A 15,585-nucleotide genomic window follows, 5' to 3' on the forward strand; every position below is an offset into this window, starting at 1 on the left:
TAAGGTCTTTTGCATTAGGATACTATTTTTAATTAAATTAACTAGGATCATAATGAATAATTTTAAACTATATTTAACTAATACTCTTTCAGGCAACCAGGAACTATTTGAACCAAATAGTGTTAATCAAAAGAATCAAATTGATTCTGATAAAAAACTAAAGGTTAACATGTACGTTTGCGGTATAACTCCTTATGATTATGCTCATTTAGGTCATGGTCGTTGCTATGTAACCTTTGATCTTTTATATCGCTTGCTTAACTTACTTGATTATAAAGTAACTTATTGCCGTAATTTTACCGATATTGATGATAAGCTAATCAAGCGTTCTGAACTTGAATTTAGCGATCCCAATCAATATTGGGTACTGTCTTCTAAATTTATTAAGGCTTATCATGAGGACATGGCGAAACTTAATTGTTTAAGCCCCCAGTATGAACCTTACGTAACTAAACATATACCACAGATAATTAATTTTATCGAGCAACTTATTAATAAAAATAAAGCTTATAATTCTAACCTATCAAATGGTGATGTTTACTATAATGTTAACTCATTTAAAGATTATGGCAAGTTATCTAAGCGCGATTTATCAGAACTGAAAATTGGAGCTCGTGTAGAAGTCAGAGAAGATAAGAAAAGCCCTCTTGATTTTGCATTATGGAAAGGTGAAGAGTCAGGTCCTGGTTGGAATAGTCCATGGGGATTTGGCCGACCTGGATGGCATATTGAATGTTCTACTTTAATAAAAGAATACTTGGGTGATTCAATTGATATTCATGGTGGAGGTATGGATTTAATATTTCCTCACCATGAAAATGAAATTGCCCAATCAGAAGCTCTTACTGATAGACCTCTTGCTAAATATTGGATTCATAATGCCTTTATTTTGGTAAATAAAGAGAAAATGTCTAAATCTTTAGGTAATTTTTTTACTTTGCGTGAGCTTTTTGAAAAATATGATCCTATGCTTATAAGATACTATTTCTTGAATCATCATTATAGAAGTCCTATAGAATTTTCTATTGATGATTTGAAAGCATCATCAAAAAGTTATCAAAGATTAGTTAAATTTTTTGAAGGTGTTGAAGTGGAAGATCTTACTTCTATAAAAGAAGAAGATTTTAATAAATTAACTATATCTTTAGATCTTTTAAATGCACTTTTATCTGATCTTAATGTCGCTAAATTTTTTGGTATTATTTTTGAAAAATTAAAAGAATTAGAACAAAATAAAGCAGAAATTATAATGGCTAAATCTTTAATTCAACAAATTTTAGGTCTCAAATTAGAACCTATTTTAGAAGAAAAAGTTGAAATTACTCCTGCAATACAGGAATTAATTAATCAAAGAGAACATGCTCGTTCTTTAAAAGATTGGAAAAAAGCTGACGAGATAAGAGATAAATTAGTAGAATTAGGTGTAGAAGTTCAGGATAAAAAATTAAATAAGTAATATGAAAATTAGAGATACAGCAAGAGTAATTTTAGTAAATTCTGACAAAAAAATATTATTGCTTAAATATACTTATCCTAATGAAATTTTTTGGCTCATCCCGGGTGGTAAAATAGAAGGAAATGAGACTTTGTTAGAAGCTGCTAAAAGAGAATTATATGAGGAAAGTGGAATTTTAAATGCTGAATTTATTGAGCCCTATACTTTTTATTCAGAAGAGACTTATTTGATTGATAATGAGAAAGTATTTTTTAAAGAACATATTTTCCTTGCCTATATACACAATACAGAAATATCTCTTTTAAACTTAAATTTGAATGAAAGAAATATTATTTCAGAAGCTAGATGGTGGAATATACAAGAATTTATTGATAGTAAAGAGAATTTTTATCCCAAAGATTTATTGCCTTTGATAAAAAAAGCTATTGAGTATTTCTAAGAATTAATTAATTATTTAATTTAATTTTAGCCTGCCAAAGAGCCTCTATCAGGCTCTTTGGCATATTGATATACCTTTGATATAGAAAAATTAAAAACTCAATAAATTTTATGAAAATTCTACAATTATGTTTTTATTATAATAATTATGACCTTTTGATGATAGAATTTTTATAATATATACTTTATTAAGTAAGTATAAGCAATTGATATTTATATTTTTATATAAGGAAATAATTATGAATAATAAAATCTTATTACCGATTTTAATTTTAGTATTTGTAGCAAATAATTTATTCGGTGGATTTCAAGATACATTAAGTAATTTTAAGCAAAGTATAGTAACAAAAGTAAATCCAACATTTAGTTCATTATCACATAACTTACAAAAATATTCAAAATCTTTGGGTGAATATATTTGTAATAATAAAGAAGTTACTTTTGGTGTAGTTTGTGCTGTATCTTATTTAGGAATTAAGGCTTATAAGCGTTATAATTCAAAAAAGACTTTAGGTGATATAGCGCATAAATACAAAAAACAGGGTTATAATGAGTGTGAAGTAGGAAGAATGGTTGCTCAAGACTTATATCAAGAAATGTATAGAAGAGGACTTAAGCTTAATAATTGATAAAGCTGCAGTTTATGTTTGATAATATTAAGACCCTTAACTTTAGGGTCTTATCTTTGTTTAAAAATTTAAGCTATTATCTTTAGATTTCAACTTGTGTTTATATTAATGTTTTTGAATAAAAAATTAATATGCTGTAAAAGAGGTTTGTTCTTTTGATATTATTAACATTATAATACAGTTATTTTTTTATTATTTGGAGGGGTAATAATGAAAAATAAGAAAGCTTTAGTAATGATGATATTTTTAATTTCTAATAATATACTTTTAAGGGCTGGAATGGTTTCTGATTATTTTGTTTATTATGGGAAATGTTTTGTAAAAAATCAAGCAAAATTTGCTTGTTCTAAAGTTTATCAAAATTTAGAATATAATTTTAATTCTTTGTATGATTATGCTTTAAATAATAAAAAAGACACTTTTATAGCATGTATTGCTTTATATCTAACTTATAAATTCTATAAAAAATGTATTTCAGATAAAACTAAAGAAAAAAAATCAGAAAGTATAGATATTAATCAAGTGCTAAAATAAATGAGCTTATATAATTTATATGGATTTTTGAAAAGAAATTATTTCTTTTTCTAGATCTTCTTTAATTTCTTGTAAATCTTCTTCGTCTATTATATAGTTAGTATTATTAATTATTGATTTATCAATTATTTTGTTTATTAAGCATAAATATTGATAAGATTTTTCGATAGTTATATCTGAGTCAATTATATAGTATATTAAAGATTCTATTATCTCATTTAAAAAGTTGCCGCCTAAATGTTGGTAATGATATAGAAAATTATCTGAAATTATTTTTTCTTTTAAATTCCAATCTAATTCTTGGTTTACCTTAATAAAAATTTTTTTAGTTTCAATTTCCAAAAGCTTATCGAATATTTGATTTATATAAATAGTTAGTGGGGTAAGGCATTGAGGAGTATTGCTTTTTAAATAATTGTAAATAGGTTGTTTTAATTGAGGATATTTTTTAGATATTCTTTTATAAAGATTGTATAATCTATTATAATGATTTGCTTTAAAGATAAATTTAATGAATTTATTTTGATCTAAAGAATCTAAATTCTCTATAAAATATTCTTCAAAAATATAGCTTAATATTTTGTTAAAGTAATCTTTTTCTAATGTATCTAGGAAATTATTAAGTAAGACTTTATTTTTTTGTTTAAAAATTTCTATGAGTTTTAATGCTTGTATTTTGATAATTGATATTTCATTTTCATTTAATTGTGTTTTATTCTCTTTTTCTATTTCTTTTAATAAGTTTGTTATATTTCTTATTATTAGATTATTGATATCTTTTAAATCTTCATTTTCTAAGTTAGATTTAGATAAAAGGTTGCTATAAAAATATAAATTTTTATATCTTTTTATGAGCTCTGTAATAATGTTTACATAATATTGATAATTTGCATCTTTGTTTTTTATTAGTTTAATTAAATATTTTGATATATTTAATTTTGAGTTATAACTAAGTTCATCAAATATAGATAGTTTATAATTGAATTCTGTTTGATTTTTTTCTTGATTCACTTTAAGCAGTTCTTCTATAAATATATTTGTTTTATCAAAATGTAAAATTAATGTATTATATATTTCTGTTATAAAGAAAATCGGTATATCTCTAGTTAATAAATAATTTGTTACTGAACATGGTTTGTTTTCATCTCTATGTTCGTAATCTATTAATATTTCTTGTGTTATTCTTATAAGACTCAGCTTTTTTAGTGTGAGCGTCTTTTGATTCATAGACCATATAGAAAGATTTGATAAATTGATAATTAGTAAAAGTATAAAGAGATCTAATTTATTAATTTTCATATTAAATCCTTTTCTATTGTTTCTTTACATTATTTTAGGTAAGTCATCAAAAGTTCTAATAATTTATTTAGACCTCTTATAAATATCAGAATTTTTGTAATATTATGATAATATATTCAAAGATGCTGTTATAGTGCGTTGATTATTGTACAGCTTTGATCAAAGAAAGCTAAAGAAATTACTTTTTCGTTCTTTAATTCTATTAATATCTCTTTAAATAGAGTTATATTTGATTTTTTATTGTATATAATTTTATTATAATTATCACGAAATGGGGTTATGATATAATTTAATAGAAATAGGGTAAAAGGACTACCAAATTGGCAATAATTTAATATGATATTTTCTTTAATTATATTTTTTTGAAAAATTTTAGATGCATCGTTATCTATATAATTAGTTGTATTAACATAAAAGGATTCTGCTTGAAATTCAAGTACATATTGTAATAAAACATGAATAATAGCTGATTTATGGTTTATATAATTATATAAGTTAGTATTATTTAGATTATACACATTTCTGGTAGAATTTGGATAATATTTAGATAAATTGTGGAATAATTTATAAATATAATCTTTGGTGTTTTCAAATAAGAATTTAAGTAGCTGTATATATTGAGTGGAATGTTTAGAATTTAATATACTGCATTCTCCAAATATGTAATAGATAATAATGTCTAGATTTTCTTGAGAAATTTCTTTTATTACTATATTTACTTTTTCTTTATCTTTATCTTTAAATAATTTTATTATTTCTAAAGCTTTTAACTTAAGTTCTTGAGAAATATCCCCAAAGTGCTTTATTTTATAGTTTTCATCATCTTCTTCTAATTGTTTAAACGATGTTTTGATTTTGTGCTCTAGTTTTATGTTTATTTTATTAATTTCTTTTATGCCTTGGTTATCTTGTAGTTCCATTAAGGGTTGACCATAGATGTTATATATCTGTTGGCTAGTTATCATATTTGTGTAAGATTTTTTAATATTTTTTATTTTAATAAGTAAATCGTCATATAGCTTTATACTGTTATATTTTTCTATTATTTGATTGATAAAATTTATAGCATTTGTTTTATGATTAGCATTTTGGATTTTTTCTTCGTAGATTAGTTCTAAGATATTATTAATTATGTTTATCTGGTCTTTGTAAGCGAAATTATCAAAATTAGTTAAATTTAAAATTTGATTAGGATTTGTTATTAATTCTTCTATAAAAATATCTATTCTATTTAATTTAATAATTTCTGAATATATATGATTAAATATTAGTTCACTATAAAGTTTTTTATTTAGTAAAGATTGATGCATATTGTAAAAAGCGTTTTCTTTATTAATGGTTCTTTGGTGATCATAAATTTTTATAGCTATTTGTGCAGCAATCTTGCTGGATTGTTTAACTAAACTTGTTAGATTTTTGGTATTTGCATTTATATTCCATATAAATAAAGCATATAAAATCGTAAAAATTATATATTTTTTCATTTGACTTATTCCTGATTAATATATTTATATTTTATATATATCAATATACTATATATGTTAAATATATTTATTTATGCTTAAAAAATCAATCTTATTACAGATTGAACTAGTTTGATTGAGTGTGATTCTATGTATAAATTTTTAATTTAATAATTTTTATTAAAGCATACTAAGGACTTTAATAGAGTCTTGATATTTTTGTTTATGAGTACGGTAATACGGTATTTTTTTTAAGTTATATAATCCACCAACTATGGATAATGACCCAATAATCGATATTAAATATTTTATAGGCCCTCTATTTGATATTAAATCTGTTATATCTTGAGATTTCATTAGGATCATATAACCAGCGATTAGAAATATTGGAGCAGATATTATAGGAGGGGCTTTAGGTTTTAATTGATTGATATACATTTTGTTCTGTCTATGATTGATAACATGCGATGCTAAAGTTCTGTATTGCTTTCTTTCTTCTTTTGTTAATTTTATTTTATTAAGAATTTTGATTAAATCATTAGGTCTACTGTGCTTGATTGTGTCAGTCAGTTTATATTCATTATAAGAATTTATAGATAAATACTTATAATTTGATGCTAATATTAAGGTTATTATAGTTAGATAATATTTTTTCATATGTTTGTTAAATTAAATGGCCATATTATAATATGGCCAAAATTTTCTATCCTAGAAGTTCTTCTATTTTTGATTTTAAGTCTTCTTTACTCATGTATCCACGTTCTTGGGATGCAACTTTATTATCTTTTATAAAAAGAAATGTCGGAACAGAAGATATATTGTATGCAATTGCTATTTCTCTTGCTTCATCAACGTTAAGTTTTGCAAAAGTATATTTATCTTTTAATTCTTCTTCTAATTCTTCAAATATTGGCATCATGTGTTGGCAAGGGCCACACCAAGTAGCATATACTTCTATTACAACCGGTTTAGATGCTTCTTCAATTTCTTGTTTGAAATTGTGTTTATTAATACTAATAACAGCCATTATATTTTTCCTTAAATCTTTCAAATAAGTATTTAAAATATATTTTTACTTGTTAACCTATTATATACCAAAATTTTAAATTTAAAAAGCTAACAATATTAAATTTTACTTGGACCTCAAGATATTTATTCAATTATTAATATTAAAAAAATAGTTAATTTAAGAAAATGCATAAATAAAAAAATAGTAAGTTTATGTTGAAGTAACCCTTACTTTTATAATTTAATATTAAACCATTGATGCTAATTCAATAATTTATCTAATCTATTATAAATATTAATTTTATTTTAAGCATTATGCTTTAAAAAAGACGGAGTTAAATAATGCAAAAAACGTTGATGAAAAATTTAGTTTTTATAATAGCTTTTTTATTTGTCTATGAGATTGGTTGCCAAGAAGAATTTCAAGCTGGCAATGGGAAAAGGCCTGTATTAATGGAAGAGCATAGGACTAGAAATAGAAATGCTCAGATGAAGCAATTGGTGGAAAACGCAGCTAAACATTTGCAAAAAGTTCCTCTTGAGGAAGCTCTTTATGATTTTATATATAATCCAATTTGGCGTAAAGGAGAGTTATATGTTTTTGTATATGATGAAAATGGAAATTGCCTTGCTCAAGGTGATGATTCTGATTTAATATGGAAGAGTATTGGTAATTTGAAATCGGTAAGTAGAATTCCTTTGCTTCAACAAATGTTAAATTCAAGTAAAGGAGCTAGAGTTTCTTATTCTTGGAATAACTCTTATATTTCAGCTTATGTAAAGACCGTAGAAAAAGATGGAAAAAGGTATATTTTAGGAGGGGGCTTTTATCCTCAAAATCCTAGGTATACTGCAAAAACATTAGCACAGACTGCAGCTGCTTATTTTTATAGTAGCGGCAAAGATGATACTTTTGCTCTTATGTCTGAACATGAGGGTCCTTTTGTTAAAGGTGATATTTATGCATGGGCAATGGATTTTGATGGCATTTGTGTTGCTAATTCAGAAAATCCTGCTTTAATGGGTCAAAGTGTAATAGACTTAACTGATGACAAGAATCAACCTGTTAATAAAAATATGATCAAAATTGCTAAAGAAAAAGGTAGCGGTTGGGTTGATTATTATTCTCAGGGGGATAGTAAACGTTCTTATTTCTTAAAAGTGGTAGATCCTAAAACTAAAAAGGCTTATTTATTGATAGCTGATTATTACCCAAATAAAAGCTTGCAAACTGTAGAGACTTTTGTTCATAGAGCAGTTAGTTTTTTAAAGGCAAATGGAGCTCAGGTAGCTTTTAAAGAATTTTCAAATAAAGTAGGCCAGTTTATACAAGGAGCTCTTTCGATATTTGTTTATGATATGCAAGGTAATTGTGTAGCAAACGGTGATTTGCCTAGTTTAGTTGGTCAAAATTTATTAAAAAGAAAAGATCAAAATGGTAAATTCATGGTTCAAGAAATACTGAGAATTGCTAATAAGTATGGTAGAGGTTTTGCTAGTTATCATGTTAGGAATGCTTTTATGTTAGCCTACGTTGTTAAGGTTGAAATTCCTGATGGTAAATTTGTAGTAGTTTGTGAATATGCTCCAGACTCTAAGACAAAAACAGTAGAAGCGTTTGTTAATAAAGCAATAGAATATTTCAAGAGTCATACTCGCTTTGAAGCCTTTGATAGATTTTCTTCAAGGCAAGGAGGCTTTTTACAAGGAGATTTATCTGTATTTGTTTATGATCAAAAAGGGTTTAGATTAGTCAATGGTGTACGAAAACATCAAATTTGGCGTAATTTTTCTAAATCTACTGATCAGGATGGTAAGCCTGTTGTACAAGATATTATTACTTTAGCAATCAATGGAGGAGGATGGTACGAATATAAGCTTTTAAATGCAATAAGAAGAGTTTATGTTCAATCAGTTGATAAGGACAATGAAAGCTTTATTATAGGTAGTGGTTATTTCATGTAACTATTAAATTAATACCAGTTTGATATAAAATCGATATAAAAAAGCATTACTATACTCTTTAATATTTATTAAAGAGTATAGTAATGCTCATATTGACTATTATTTGAATATTGATATAATTTTGTTGTTGTATTGATAATCTTCTTAGGCAACGTTTAATAAAAATAAATAAGCTTCTGGTCTCTAAAATCATATTAATTAAAATCTCTAAACTATAATTATAAATAATCTTCAGTCTGTATTATTAGCAATATAAATTTAAAAATTATCAAGCAGTTTTATCAATTCTTTTTTTCTAAAAAACAAGTTCAAAACTATTATTTATGTGAGTAATTATGTCAGATATATTAATGAAAATTGATAATATCAAAAAGACTTATGCTTCTGATAAATACCAGATAGAGGCCTTAAAAGGAATATCTTTTGATATTTATCAGTCAGAAATATTAAGTCTTTTAGGTTCTAATGGAGCGGGTAAAACTACCTTATCTTCTATAATAGCAACCCTACACCCTCCTACTTCGGGAGATATTATATTTAATGGAGAATCTATATATCAAAATACTAAAAATATTATGGAATATAGGAGATATTTAGGATTTTGTCCCCAAATAGCAAATTTTGAACAGGATTTAACCGTTGAGGAAAATTTAATCTTTTCAGGTCATTATTTTGATATTGATAGAGATGATCTAAAAAAAAGAGTAAAATTTTTGCTTGAAAAGTTTAATTTGGGTCAATATAGCAAAATGTCTCCTAAAGTTTTATCAGGAGGCTATAAACAGAGATTATTGATTGCTCGAGCTTTAATTCCGGATCCTAAACTGATTATTTTAGATGAGCCAACTATTGCTATGGATCCTCAAATTAGAAGAGATTTGTGGAGCGAAATTCTTGCTCTAAAAAAAGAAGGAGCTACTATTTTATTAACGACTCATTATATCGATGAAGCTGAAGAATTATCAGATAGAGTATGTATTTTAGATAAAGGTGCAATTAAGATGTTAGCAACTCCTACTGGACTTAAGCAGCTATATAATAAAAATAAACTAGAGGATATTTTTTTGGATATTTTAAAATCTGATCAATAAATTAATATAGGTAAATTATGTTTTTTAAAATGTTAAATACTTTCAAATGGCTTTTATGGCGTGATATTCGTGTGGTTGGTAAAGATTATTTAAATAATCTATTAGATGCTACGCTTTTGCCTTCTGCTTTAGTAATTATATTTGGTTATATTTTCCCGACTATGGGTATGATTGTTAATTATGGTAATATTATGTTAATAGGTACTGTGGCAGGTATGAGTATGTGGTCAGCTTCTTCAAGTTCTGGTTCATTTATTACTGATTTAAATAATCAAAAAAGTATAAATTATGAATTAACTTTACCTATTTACTCTTATCTTGTTTATATAAAGTATGCTTTATCTTATGCTATAAAATCCATGTTAATGAGTATTGCTATTATTCCTATAGGAATTTTAATTCTTGGTAGTAAAATAGATTATAGTCAAATTTCTTTATTTAAACTCATCTTTGCTTATGTAAGTTCATGTTTGTTTTTTGGATTCTTTACACTTTTAGTTGCGATAATGGTAAAAGATATTACTAGTTTTTCTAGATTTTGGATGCGATGGGGTTGGTTATTATTTAATTTAGGAGGTTCTCAATTTACTTGGTATTCTATGTATAGATCTTTGCCTAAATTTGCTATTATAAATCTGTTAAACCCTTTAGTTTATCCTATTGAATCTTTAAGATGTGCTTTTTTAGGTCCTAAAGATTATTTGCCTTATTATTTAACTATTTCAATGGTTTGGCTCTTTATAATTTTTTTTGCTTTAATTGGCATTAAGAAATTTAAATCTCGTCTAGATTGCTTGTAATATTTATTTAAAAAAGCTCTTTTTATAAAGAGCTTTTTTAATTTGATTTAATTATTTTTTTATATTTATTTATAAAACTTGATAATTGCTAATATGTCCTAATAATATTTATTTTAGGACAAGTTAATTTTATTCAGATTATCGATCTTAAAAATTTATATTTTAGATATAAATTTAAATTTGAGTTTAAAGTTTTAACTTTAATTTCAACAAGTTATTGGAATTTAAAGGTTGTAGTATGCTACTTAAAATTATAATATTTTTAAAGGTTATTTTAATATCTAATTTACTGGATGTGCTAGAGGCAGCTAATTTTGTAAATTTTAATGATAATAAAAGTTATTCTTATATCTTTGCGCCAGGTTTGACGTCTACAGAAATGCAGCTTGCTAAATATTTACCATCTTTTATAGCTTCTACGGGTGAAAAGATTAGTTCTAGGCAAGGAATTCACACTATTAATCTTCCTATAAGTATTTGTAAATTTGCTGAGATTGATTTTGAAAATTTCAAGAATAAAAGCAAGTTTAATATTTTTAATCCTGCTAAATATTTTTATTATTTTTTTAATAATTATTTAAATGGGAAGTTTAGTGTTAATGTAAAGAAAAGTAAGAGATTAAAGCTTGCCAATACATTAAGTTCTTATACAATATTAGTTTCCAAAATTAATATTGGACAACAAGAAGATATAAAATGTTTATCAAAAACTTATGCTGAACATATATTAAATTATAAAAATACTGAAGTTATTCTTTATGGAGCCTCAAGAGGGGCAGCGGCAGCTTTTAATTTTATTTCTCAATTTAGGCCTAAGTATGTAAAAGCTATTATATTAGAAGGTATTTTTGATTCTATTCATGACTTGTTATTTCAAAAAGTAGGTTATTTTAATATTATTGTAGAAAATTTATTAACTTTAGTTACATCTTACAAAAAAGATGGGATATCACCTATAAATAATATAAATAATATCCCTAAAAATTTACCTATTTTGCTTATAACATCAAGAGTTGATGAAAGTGTACCTTGTCAATGTACTATTAATCTATATAATGCATTAAAATCAATAGGCCGTAAAGAAGTTAATATATTAATCTTAAATAAATCTTCTCATGTAGGTTATATCTGTGATAATAATCAAGATAAAAATAGCTATCAATCAGTGGTTCACGCTTTTTATAGATACTACGGATTTCCTCATGATGAAGAGCTGGCCAAACAAGGGTATGCTCAATTTAAATTATGTAAACCTCAATTAAAAGATTTTAATAATTTATAATTATGTTGTTTTTCTATCTATTGTTCTTACATTTACTTTTTTATTATTAACCAAATCAAGACATTTTTGGCTACAAGTATTATGATATATGCTAATGCATTCAGGGCAGACTATTATTTGAATATTACATTCAGCATTGATACAATTAGTGTAGTCATCATAACTTTTATTGCAGTGTGTACATTGAGATAATATATCATTTGTTACTTTAGCAGCTATTCTTCCATCAAAGACATAGTTTTTTCCTCTAAAGAAACCATCTTGATATTTCTCTACATATCTATGTATACCACCTTTAATTTGATATACTTCTTTAGATATATTTTTTGACTTTAAATAAGCTGAAGCTCTTTCGCAACGGACACCACCTGTACAAAACATTAGAACTTTTTTATCTTTAAATTGTTCTAAATTTTGATCTATATATTGAGGAAATTCTCTAAATGTTTTTGTATTTGGAATAATAGCGTCCTTAAAAGTACCAATTCGAGATTCATAATCATTTCTAGTATCAAGTAATACTAAATCTTCAGGTTTTTGGGCGATTAAATTATGGACTTCTTCAGGAGTTAGATGTATACCACCATCTTCTGCTGTTATTTCTTGTGGATCTAAACCAAGGCGGACTATTTCATTTTTAAGCACTATTCTTAAGCGTGGAAAATGATTTGAACTTCCCGAGCTTTCCTTAAAATCTATGTCATTAAATAAATGGCCAAATTGATGATGATTAATCATTTGAGATTTGTAATTTTCTATTGCTTTATCTTCTCCACCTAAAGTACCGTTTATACCTTCTTGAGCAACTATAATTCTTCCTGTGAGTCCTAAAGATTGACAAAGTTCTTTTTGCCATAAAACTACTGATTCAGGATTTTCAATAGAGACGTATTTATAATAAAGTAAGATCTTTCCCATAATGTTACTAATATGTAGTTTAAATTTTTAACTTCAATTTTTTGATTGTTTATTTAAATTATATCAAATTAATCTATATAAATAAACTCTATATTTTATGCATAATCCATTAGGTACTTAATATAAAAGTCTTTTACTATTATTGATAACTTCAATATTTTAAGTTTTCTTAAGTGCAATAATTCCATTGTCCATATTAACATAATTTAGTGAATTTGTAATTTTAGGATATAATACATAATCCCAAAAATTTGGTTGTAGGATTATACTTGGACATATTAACGGTTTTTGATCATAACATCTTAAATACTTATATTTTCCTATTTGAAAGTCTTTTTGTATGCTATAGAAATATTTTTTGTAATATTTTATTATATCGGATTTTATTTCTTGCTTCTGATTTATTGTTTCCATTTCTTCAAGTAGGTCTTCTAAACTATAAGTATACCATTTAGTATTAGCGTTAGATTTATTTTTTATTTCTTGCTTGATTCTATTTATTAGTTGCTTAAAACTGTTATTTTTATATTTAGCAAAAGCATTATTAATTAAATTTAAATCCTCTTCTGAAGGAAAGTCGCAATAGAGATATGAAATTTTTGTTTCTAAAGTTTTATCATCTATTTCTGTTATAGTTCCTAATTTAGCTTTAGTTTCGTCTAATGCTTCTAATTCATACTGTTGGGTACAAGACGAATATACTTGATTGAATTCAAGATATTCTATTAGTAGCTTTATTATGTTATTAGTATGAGTAATACCGGCAAATACTATGTATTGCTTTTGTGGGTTGCTAATAATATGTAATATAGTATTGATATCAAGCAATACTGCTGTATATGGTATTATTATATTTAAATTTTTTGTTTTATTAAAAATTTCTAAAGCCTTTAAGCTTGTTTCTATTTGTGTGATTATGAAATTATTAAGAGTTGGGCTCAACCGATGCTTTAATTTATCAATAATTTCTTTTTGTTTGTTAATTGCTTTAAGTATTTTTTTGCAAAATTTATTATATAAAGCGTTTTTATCTAAACTTTTAAATTTTTTGAATTCAGGTCTATTAAGGAATAAGAAAGTTTTATCGCCTTGATATCTGTCTGCTTTTTCTAATGCTTGTAAATAAGTAAAAAGCGAATCATACATAAAAGATCTATTATCTATATTTATTATTTTGCTAGCATTATCGAAATTAATATCAAAATCTTTAAGAGTGAATAAAAATTGAGATTCTCCAGACTCTATAATATTTTGTTTAATAAATTCAGGATATTGAGGCCCTTCATATAAAATGGAAGTACTGGTATTATCTGCTGGATTTAAAAGCTCTCTTATATTTTTCAATATTGTGGTAGTTTGTTTTTCTTCGTTGATTTTTTCAAAATCGTTAAGCTTTTGGCCGTGGCGGTCTGCGTAAATTAAGATAATCTGTCCTGTTTTATTATTTTCCAAAATATGAGAAGTTACTATATTGGACTCAATGGATTTAATTGTAATTAAAGTGATTAGCAGTATTTTATATAATCTATATAACATATTTTTAATGAAATTTTTGTGGTTAATGAATTTTAATATTAGTATAATGCATACTTAATTTTAACAATTTTACCATTAAAGGAAAATGGTTATGAATTTTTATGGATTATTAGTGTTGATTATAATATCTTTTAATCTAAATTCTATGGAGTTAGGTAAATCTATTATTGCTCCATCAGAACTAGCAAATTATTCAATACATTATAGTAAACAGGGTTTAGTTCTTGATAATGGGATTAATAAATATCTAATTAAAAAATATGATTTAAATCAGATATTAAAAGAGATATCTAATAACAAGCATTTGAATTCCTTTCTTAGAGATAATTATATTGTTATTGAGAAAATAAGTGATGGAGAATATTATGCTAAAGGTTATGTAAGAGGTAAAGGGGGAGGAGTAATATTGGCTAATTGTGCTCGATATGGGGTAATTATTAGTGGTTCTATTCTTGTAAGCTTACATACTTTTTTAGCTTTTATAATTTTAATGGTTAATAGTGAAGATCTAGAGATGAGTTTATTTTATAGTGCTGGTTTTTGTATGACTGGAATAGGTTTGATATATGCGATTAATGAGCTTCAATATCAAGCATATATTTATGCAAAAAATATAATAAATAATCCTGAGGAATTGTTATATATTTATGAAAGAAAGATAAAGTAAATAGAGTCATTATTGCTTCAGGGCTATTCATAATAAAATTTAATACAGTTCTTCTGATAAAAATTCTAGGTTACTATCTAAGTTATTAAAATTTAGTCCAACCAGTATTATCTTTTTATTTTTACTTAAAAAATTTTTGATAATATTTTTTATCTTTAATTTGTTGAAGAACCATTTAAGCTGATTGATTAACTTGAAATTCAAAGATATAGATAATATTTTTAGTATCTAAAACTAAATCAATTCTACCAGTATTAGTTATAGTCCCAGATTGAGCATTAATAGAAAGTACACTTAAAATAAACTGAATTAGAATATGATAATCTTTAATTGATCGATAAGTTCTTGTTGAGTATAACCAAGTAATTGAGCAGCTTTAGGATGCAGAGTGATATCATTTAGATTATTAAGACCATTTTCTATGATGTCTGATTGTCTTTAGGCCTCTATTTTCTGCTATTTAATAATAACTTTATATTTTTATATAGGTTGTTCAAAG

15 protein-coding genes are annotated in these 15,585 nt (G+C 25.1%); 9 read left to right on the top strand and 6 right to left on the bottom strand.

Annotation, left to right across the window (positions count from 1 at the left end):
• Window positions 1-52: 52 nt before the first annotated feature.
• The 4 genes from cysS (at window position 53) to BABL1_RS04310 (ending at window position 3,057) form a co-directional block, all read left to right on the top strand.
• Window positions 53-1,456, top strand: coding sequence for a cysteine--tRNA ligase (gene cysS / locus BABL1_RS04295; RefSeq protein ID WP_023792861.1), 1,404 nt, complete (start codon window positions 53-55; stop codon window positions 1,454-1,456).
• Window position 1,457: 1 nt separating this feature from the next.
• Complete coding sequence (locus tag BABL1_RS04300; RefSeq protein ID WP_023792864.1) at window positions 1,458-1,895, top strand: NUDIX domain-containing protein; 438 nt, start codon at window positions 1,458-1,460, stop codon at window positions 1,893-1,895.
• A gap of 238 nt (window positions 1,896-2,133) precedes the next feature.
• The gene (locus BABL1_RS04305; protein WP_023792866.1) at window positions 2,134-2,523 is read left to right on the top strand and encodes a hypothetical protein; all 390 of its coding nucleotides are present in this window, start codon (window positions 2,134-2,136) and stop codon (window positions 2,521-2,523) included.
• Between the two features lie 210 nt (window positions 2,524-2,733).
• Window positions 2,734-3,057 (top strand): hypothetical protein, encoded by a 324-nt coding sequence (locus tag BABL1_RS04310; RefSeq protein ID WP_023792869.1) that lies wholly within the window; start codon window positions 2,734-2,736, stop codon window positions 3,055-3,057.
• A gap of 15 nt (window positions 3,058-3,072) precedes the next feature.
• Here the strand turns inward: BABL1_RS04310 and BABL1_RS04315 are convergent, their stop codons facing one another.
• The 4 genes from BABL1_RS04315 to trxA form a co-directional block, all read right to left on the bottom strand.
• Window positions 3,073-4,356 carry a transcriptional regulator gene (locus BABL1_RS04315; protein ID WP_023792871.1) on the bottom strand — a complete coding sequence of 428 codons (1,284 nt, stop codon included), beginning with the start codon at window positions 4,354-4,356 and terminating at the stop codon, window positions 3,073-3,075.
• A gap of 128 nt (window positions 4,357-4,484) precedes the next feature.
• Window positions 4,485-5,840, bottom strand: a complete 1,356-nt coding sequence (locus BABL1_RS04320; RefSeq protein ID WP_023792873.1) for a hypothetical protein — start codon at window positions 5,838-5,840, stop codon at window positions 4,485-4,487.
• Between the two features lie 159 nt (window positions 5,841-5,999).
• Window positions 6,000-6,476, bottom strand: coding sequence for a hypothetical protein (locus tag BABL1_RS04325; protein WP_023792876.1), 477 nt, complete (start codon window positions 6,474-6,476; stop codon window positions 6,000-6,002).
• A gap of 46 nt (window positions 6,477-6,522) precedes the next feature.
• Window positions 6,523-6,846 carry a thioredoxin gene (gene trxA / locus BABL1_RS04330; RefSeq protein WP_023792878.1) on the bottom strand — a complete coding sequence of 108 codons (324 nt, stop codon included), beginning with the start codon at window positions 6,844-6,846 and terminating at the stop codon, window positions 6,523-6,525.
• Window positions 6,847-7,169: 323 nt separating this feature from the next.
• Here trxA and BABL1_RS04335 point away from each other — a divergent pair, with 323 nt between their 5' ends.
• The 4 genes from BABL1_RS04335 to BABL1_RS04350 all read left to right on the top strand — a co-directional run bounded on the left by BABL1_RS04335 (window position 7,170) and on the right by BABL1_RS04350 (window position 11,965).
• Complete coding sequence (locus BABL1_RS04335) at window positions 7,170-8,792, top strand: cache domain-containing protein (protein WP_023792881.1); 1,623 nt, start codon at window positions 7,170-7,172, stop codon at window positions 8,790-8,792.
• A 335-nt stretch (window positions 8,793-9,127) separates the two neighbouring features.
• Window positions 9,128-9,883, top strand: a complete 756-nt coding sequence (locus tag BABL1_RS04340; RefSeq protein ID WP_023792884.1) for an ABC transporter ATP-binding protein — start codon at window positions 9,128-9,130, stop codon at window positions 9,881-9,883.
• Between the two features lie 17 nt (window positions 9,884-9,900).
• Window positions 9,901-10,683, top strand: a complete 783-nt coding sequence (locus BABL1_RS04345; RefSeq protein ID WP_023792886.1) for an ABC transporter permease — start codon at window positions 9,901-9,903, stop codon at window positions 10,681-10,683.
• 238 nt (window positions 10,684-10,921) lie between these two features.
• Window positions 10,922-11,965: an alpha/beta hydrolase family protein gene (locus BABL1_RS04350; protein ID WP_023792889.1), complete on the top strand. Its 1,044-nt coding sequence runs from the start codon at window positions 10,922-10,924 to the stop codon at window positions 11,963-11,965.
• Here the strand turns inward: BABL1_RS04350 and trhO are convergent, their stop codons facing one another.
• Both trhO and BABL1_RS04360 read right to left on the bottom strand, forming a co-directional pair.
• The gene (gene trhO, locus BABL1_RS04355; RefSeq protein ID WP_023792891.1) at window positions 11,966-12,883 is read right to left on the bottom strand and encodes an oxygen-dependent tRNA uridine(34) hydroxylase TrhO; all 918 of its coding nucleotides are present in this window, start codon (window positions 12,881-12,883) and stop codon (window positions 11,966-11,968) included.
• A 159-nt stretch (window positions 12,884-13,042) separates the two neighbouring features.
• Window positions 13,043-14,419 (bottom strand): hypothetical protein, encoded by a 1,377-nt coding sequence (locus BABL1_RS04360; RefSeq protein ID WP_023792893.1) that lies wholly within the window; start codon window positions 14,417-14,419, stop codon window positions 13,043-13,045.
• Between the two features lie 91 nt (window positions 14,420-14,510).
• On the opposite strand from BABL1_RS04360, the gene BABL1_RS04365 reads away from it, so the two are divergent.
• Window positions 14,511-15,086, top strand: a complete 576-nt coding sequence (locus BABL1_RS04365) for a hypothetical protein (protein WP_023792895.1) — start codon at window positions 14,511-14,513, stop codon at window positions 15,084-15,086.
• The last annotated feature ends 499 nt before the right edge of the window (window positions 15,087-15,585 follow it).

The sequence above is a fragment of the Candidatus Babela massiliensis genome, assembly GCF_000513475.1.
GTDB lineage: Bacteria > Babelota > Babeliae > Babelales > Babelaceae > Babela > Babela massiliensis.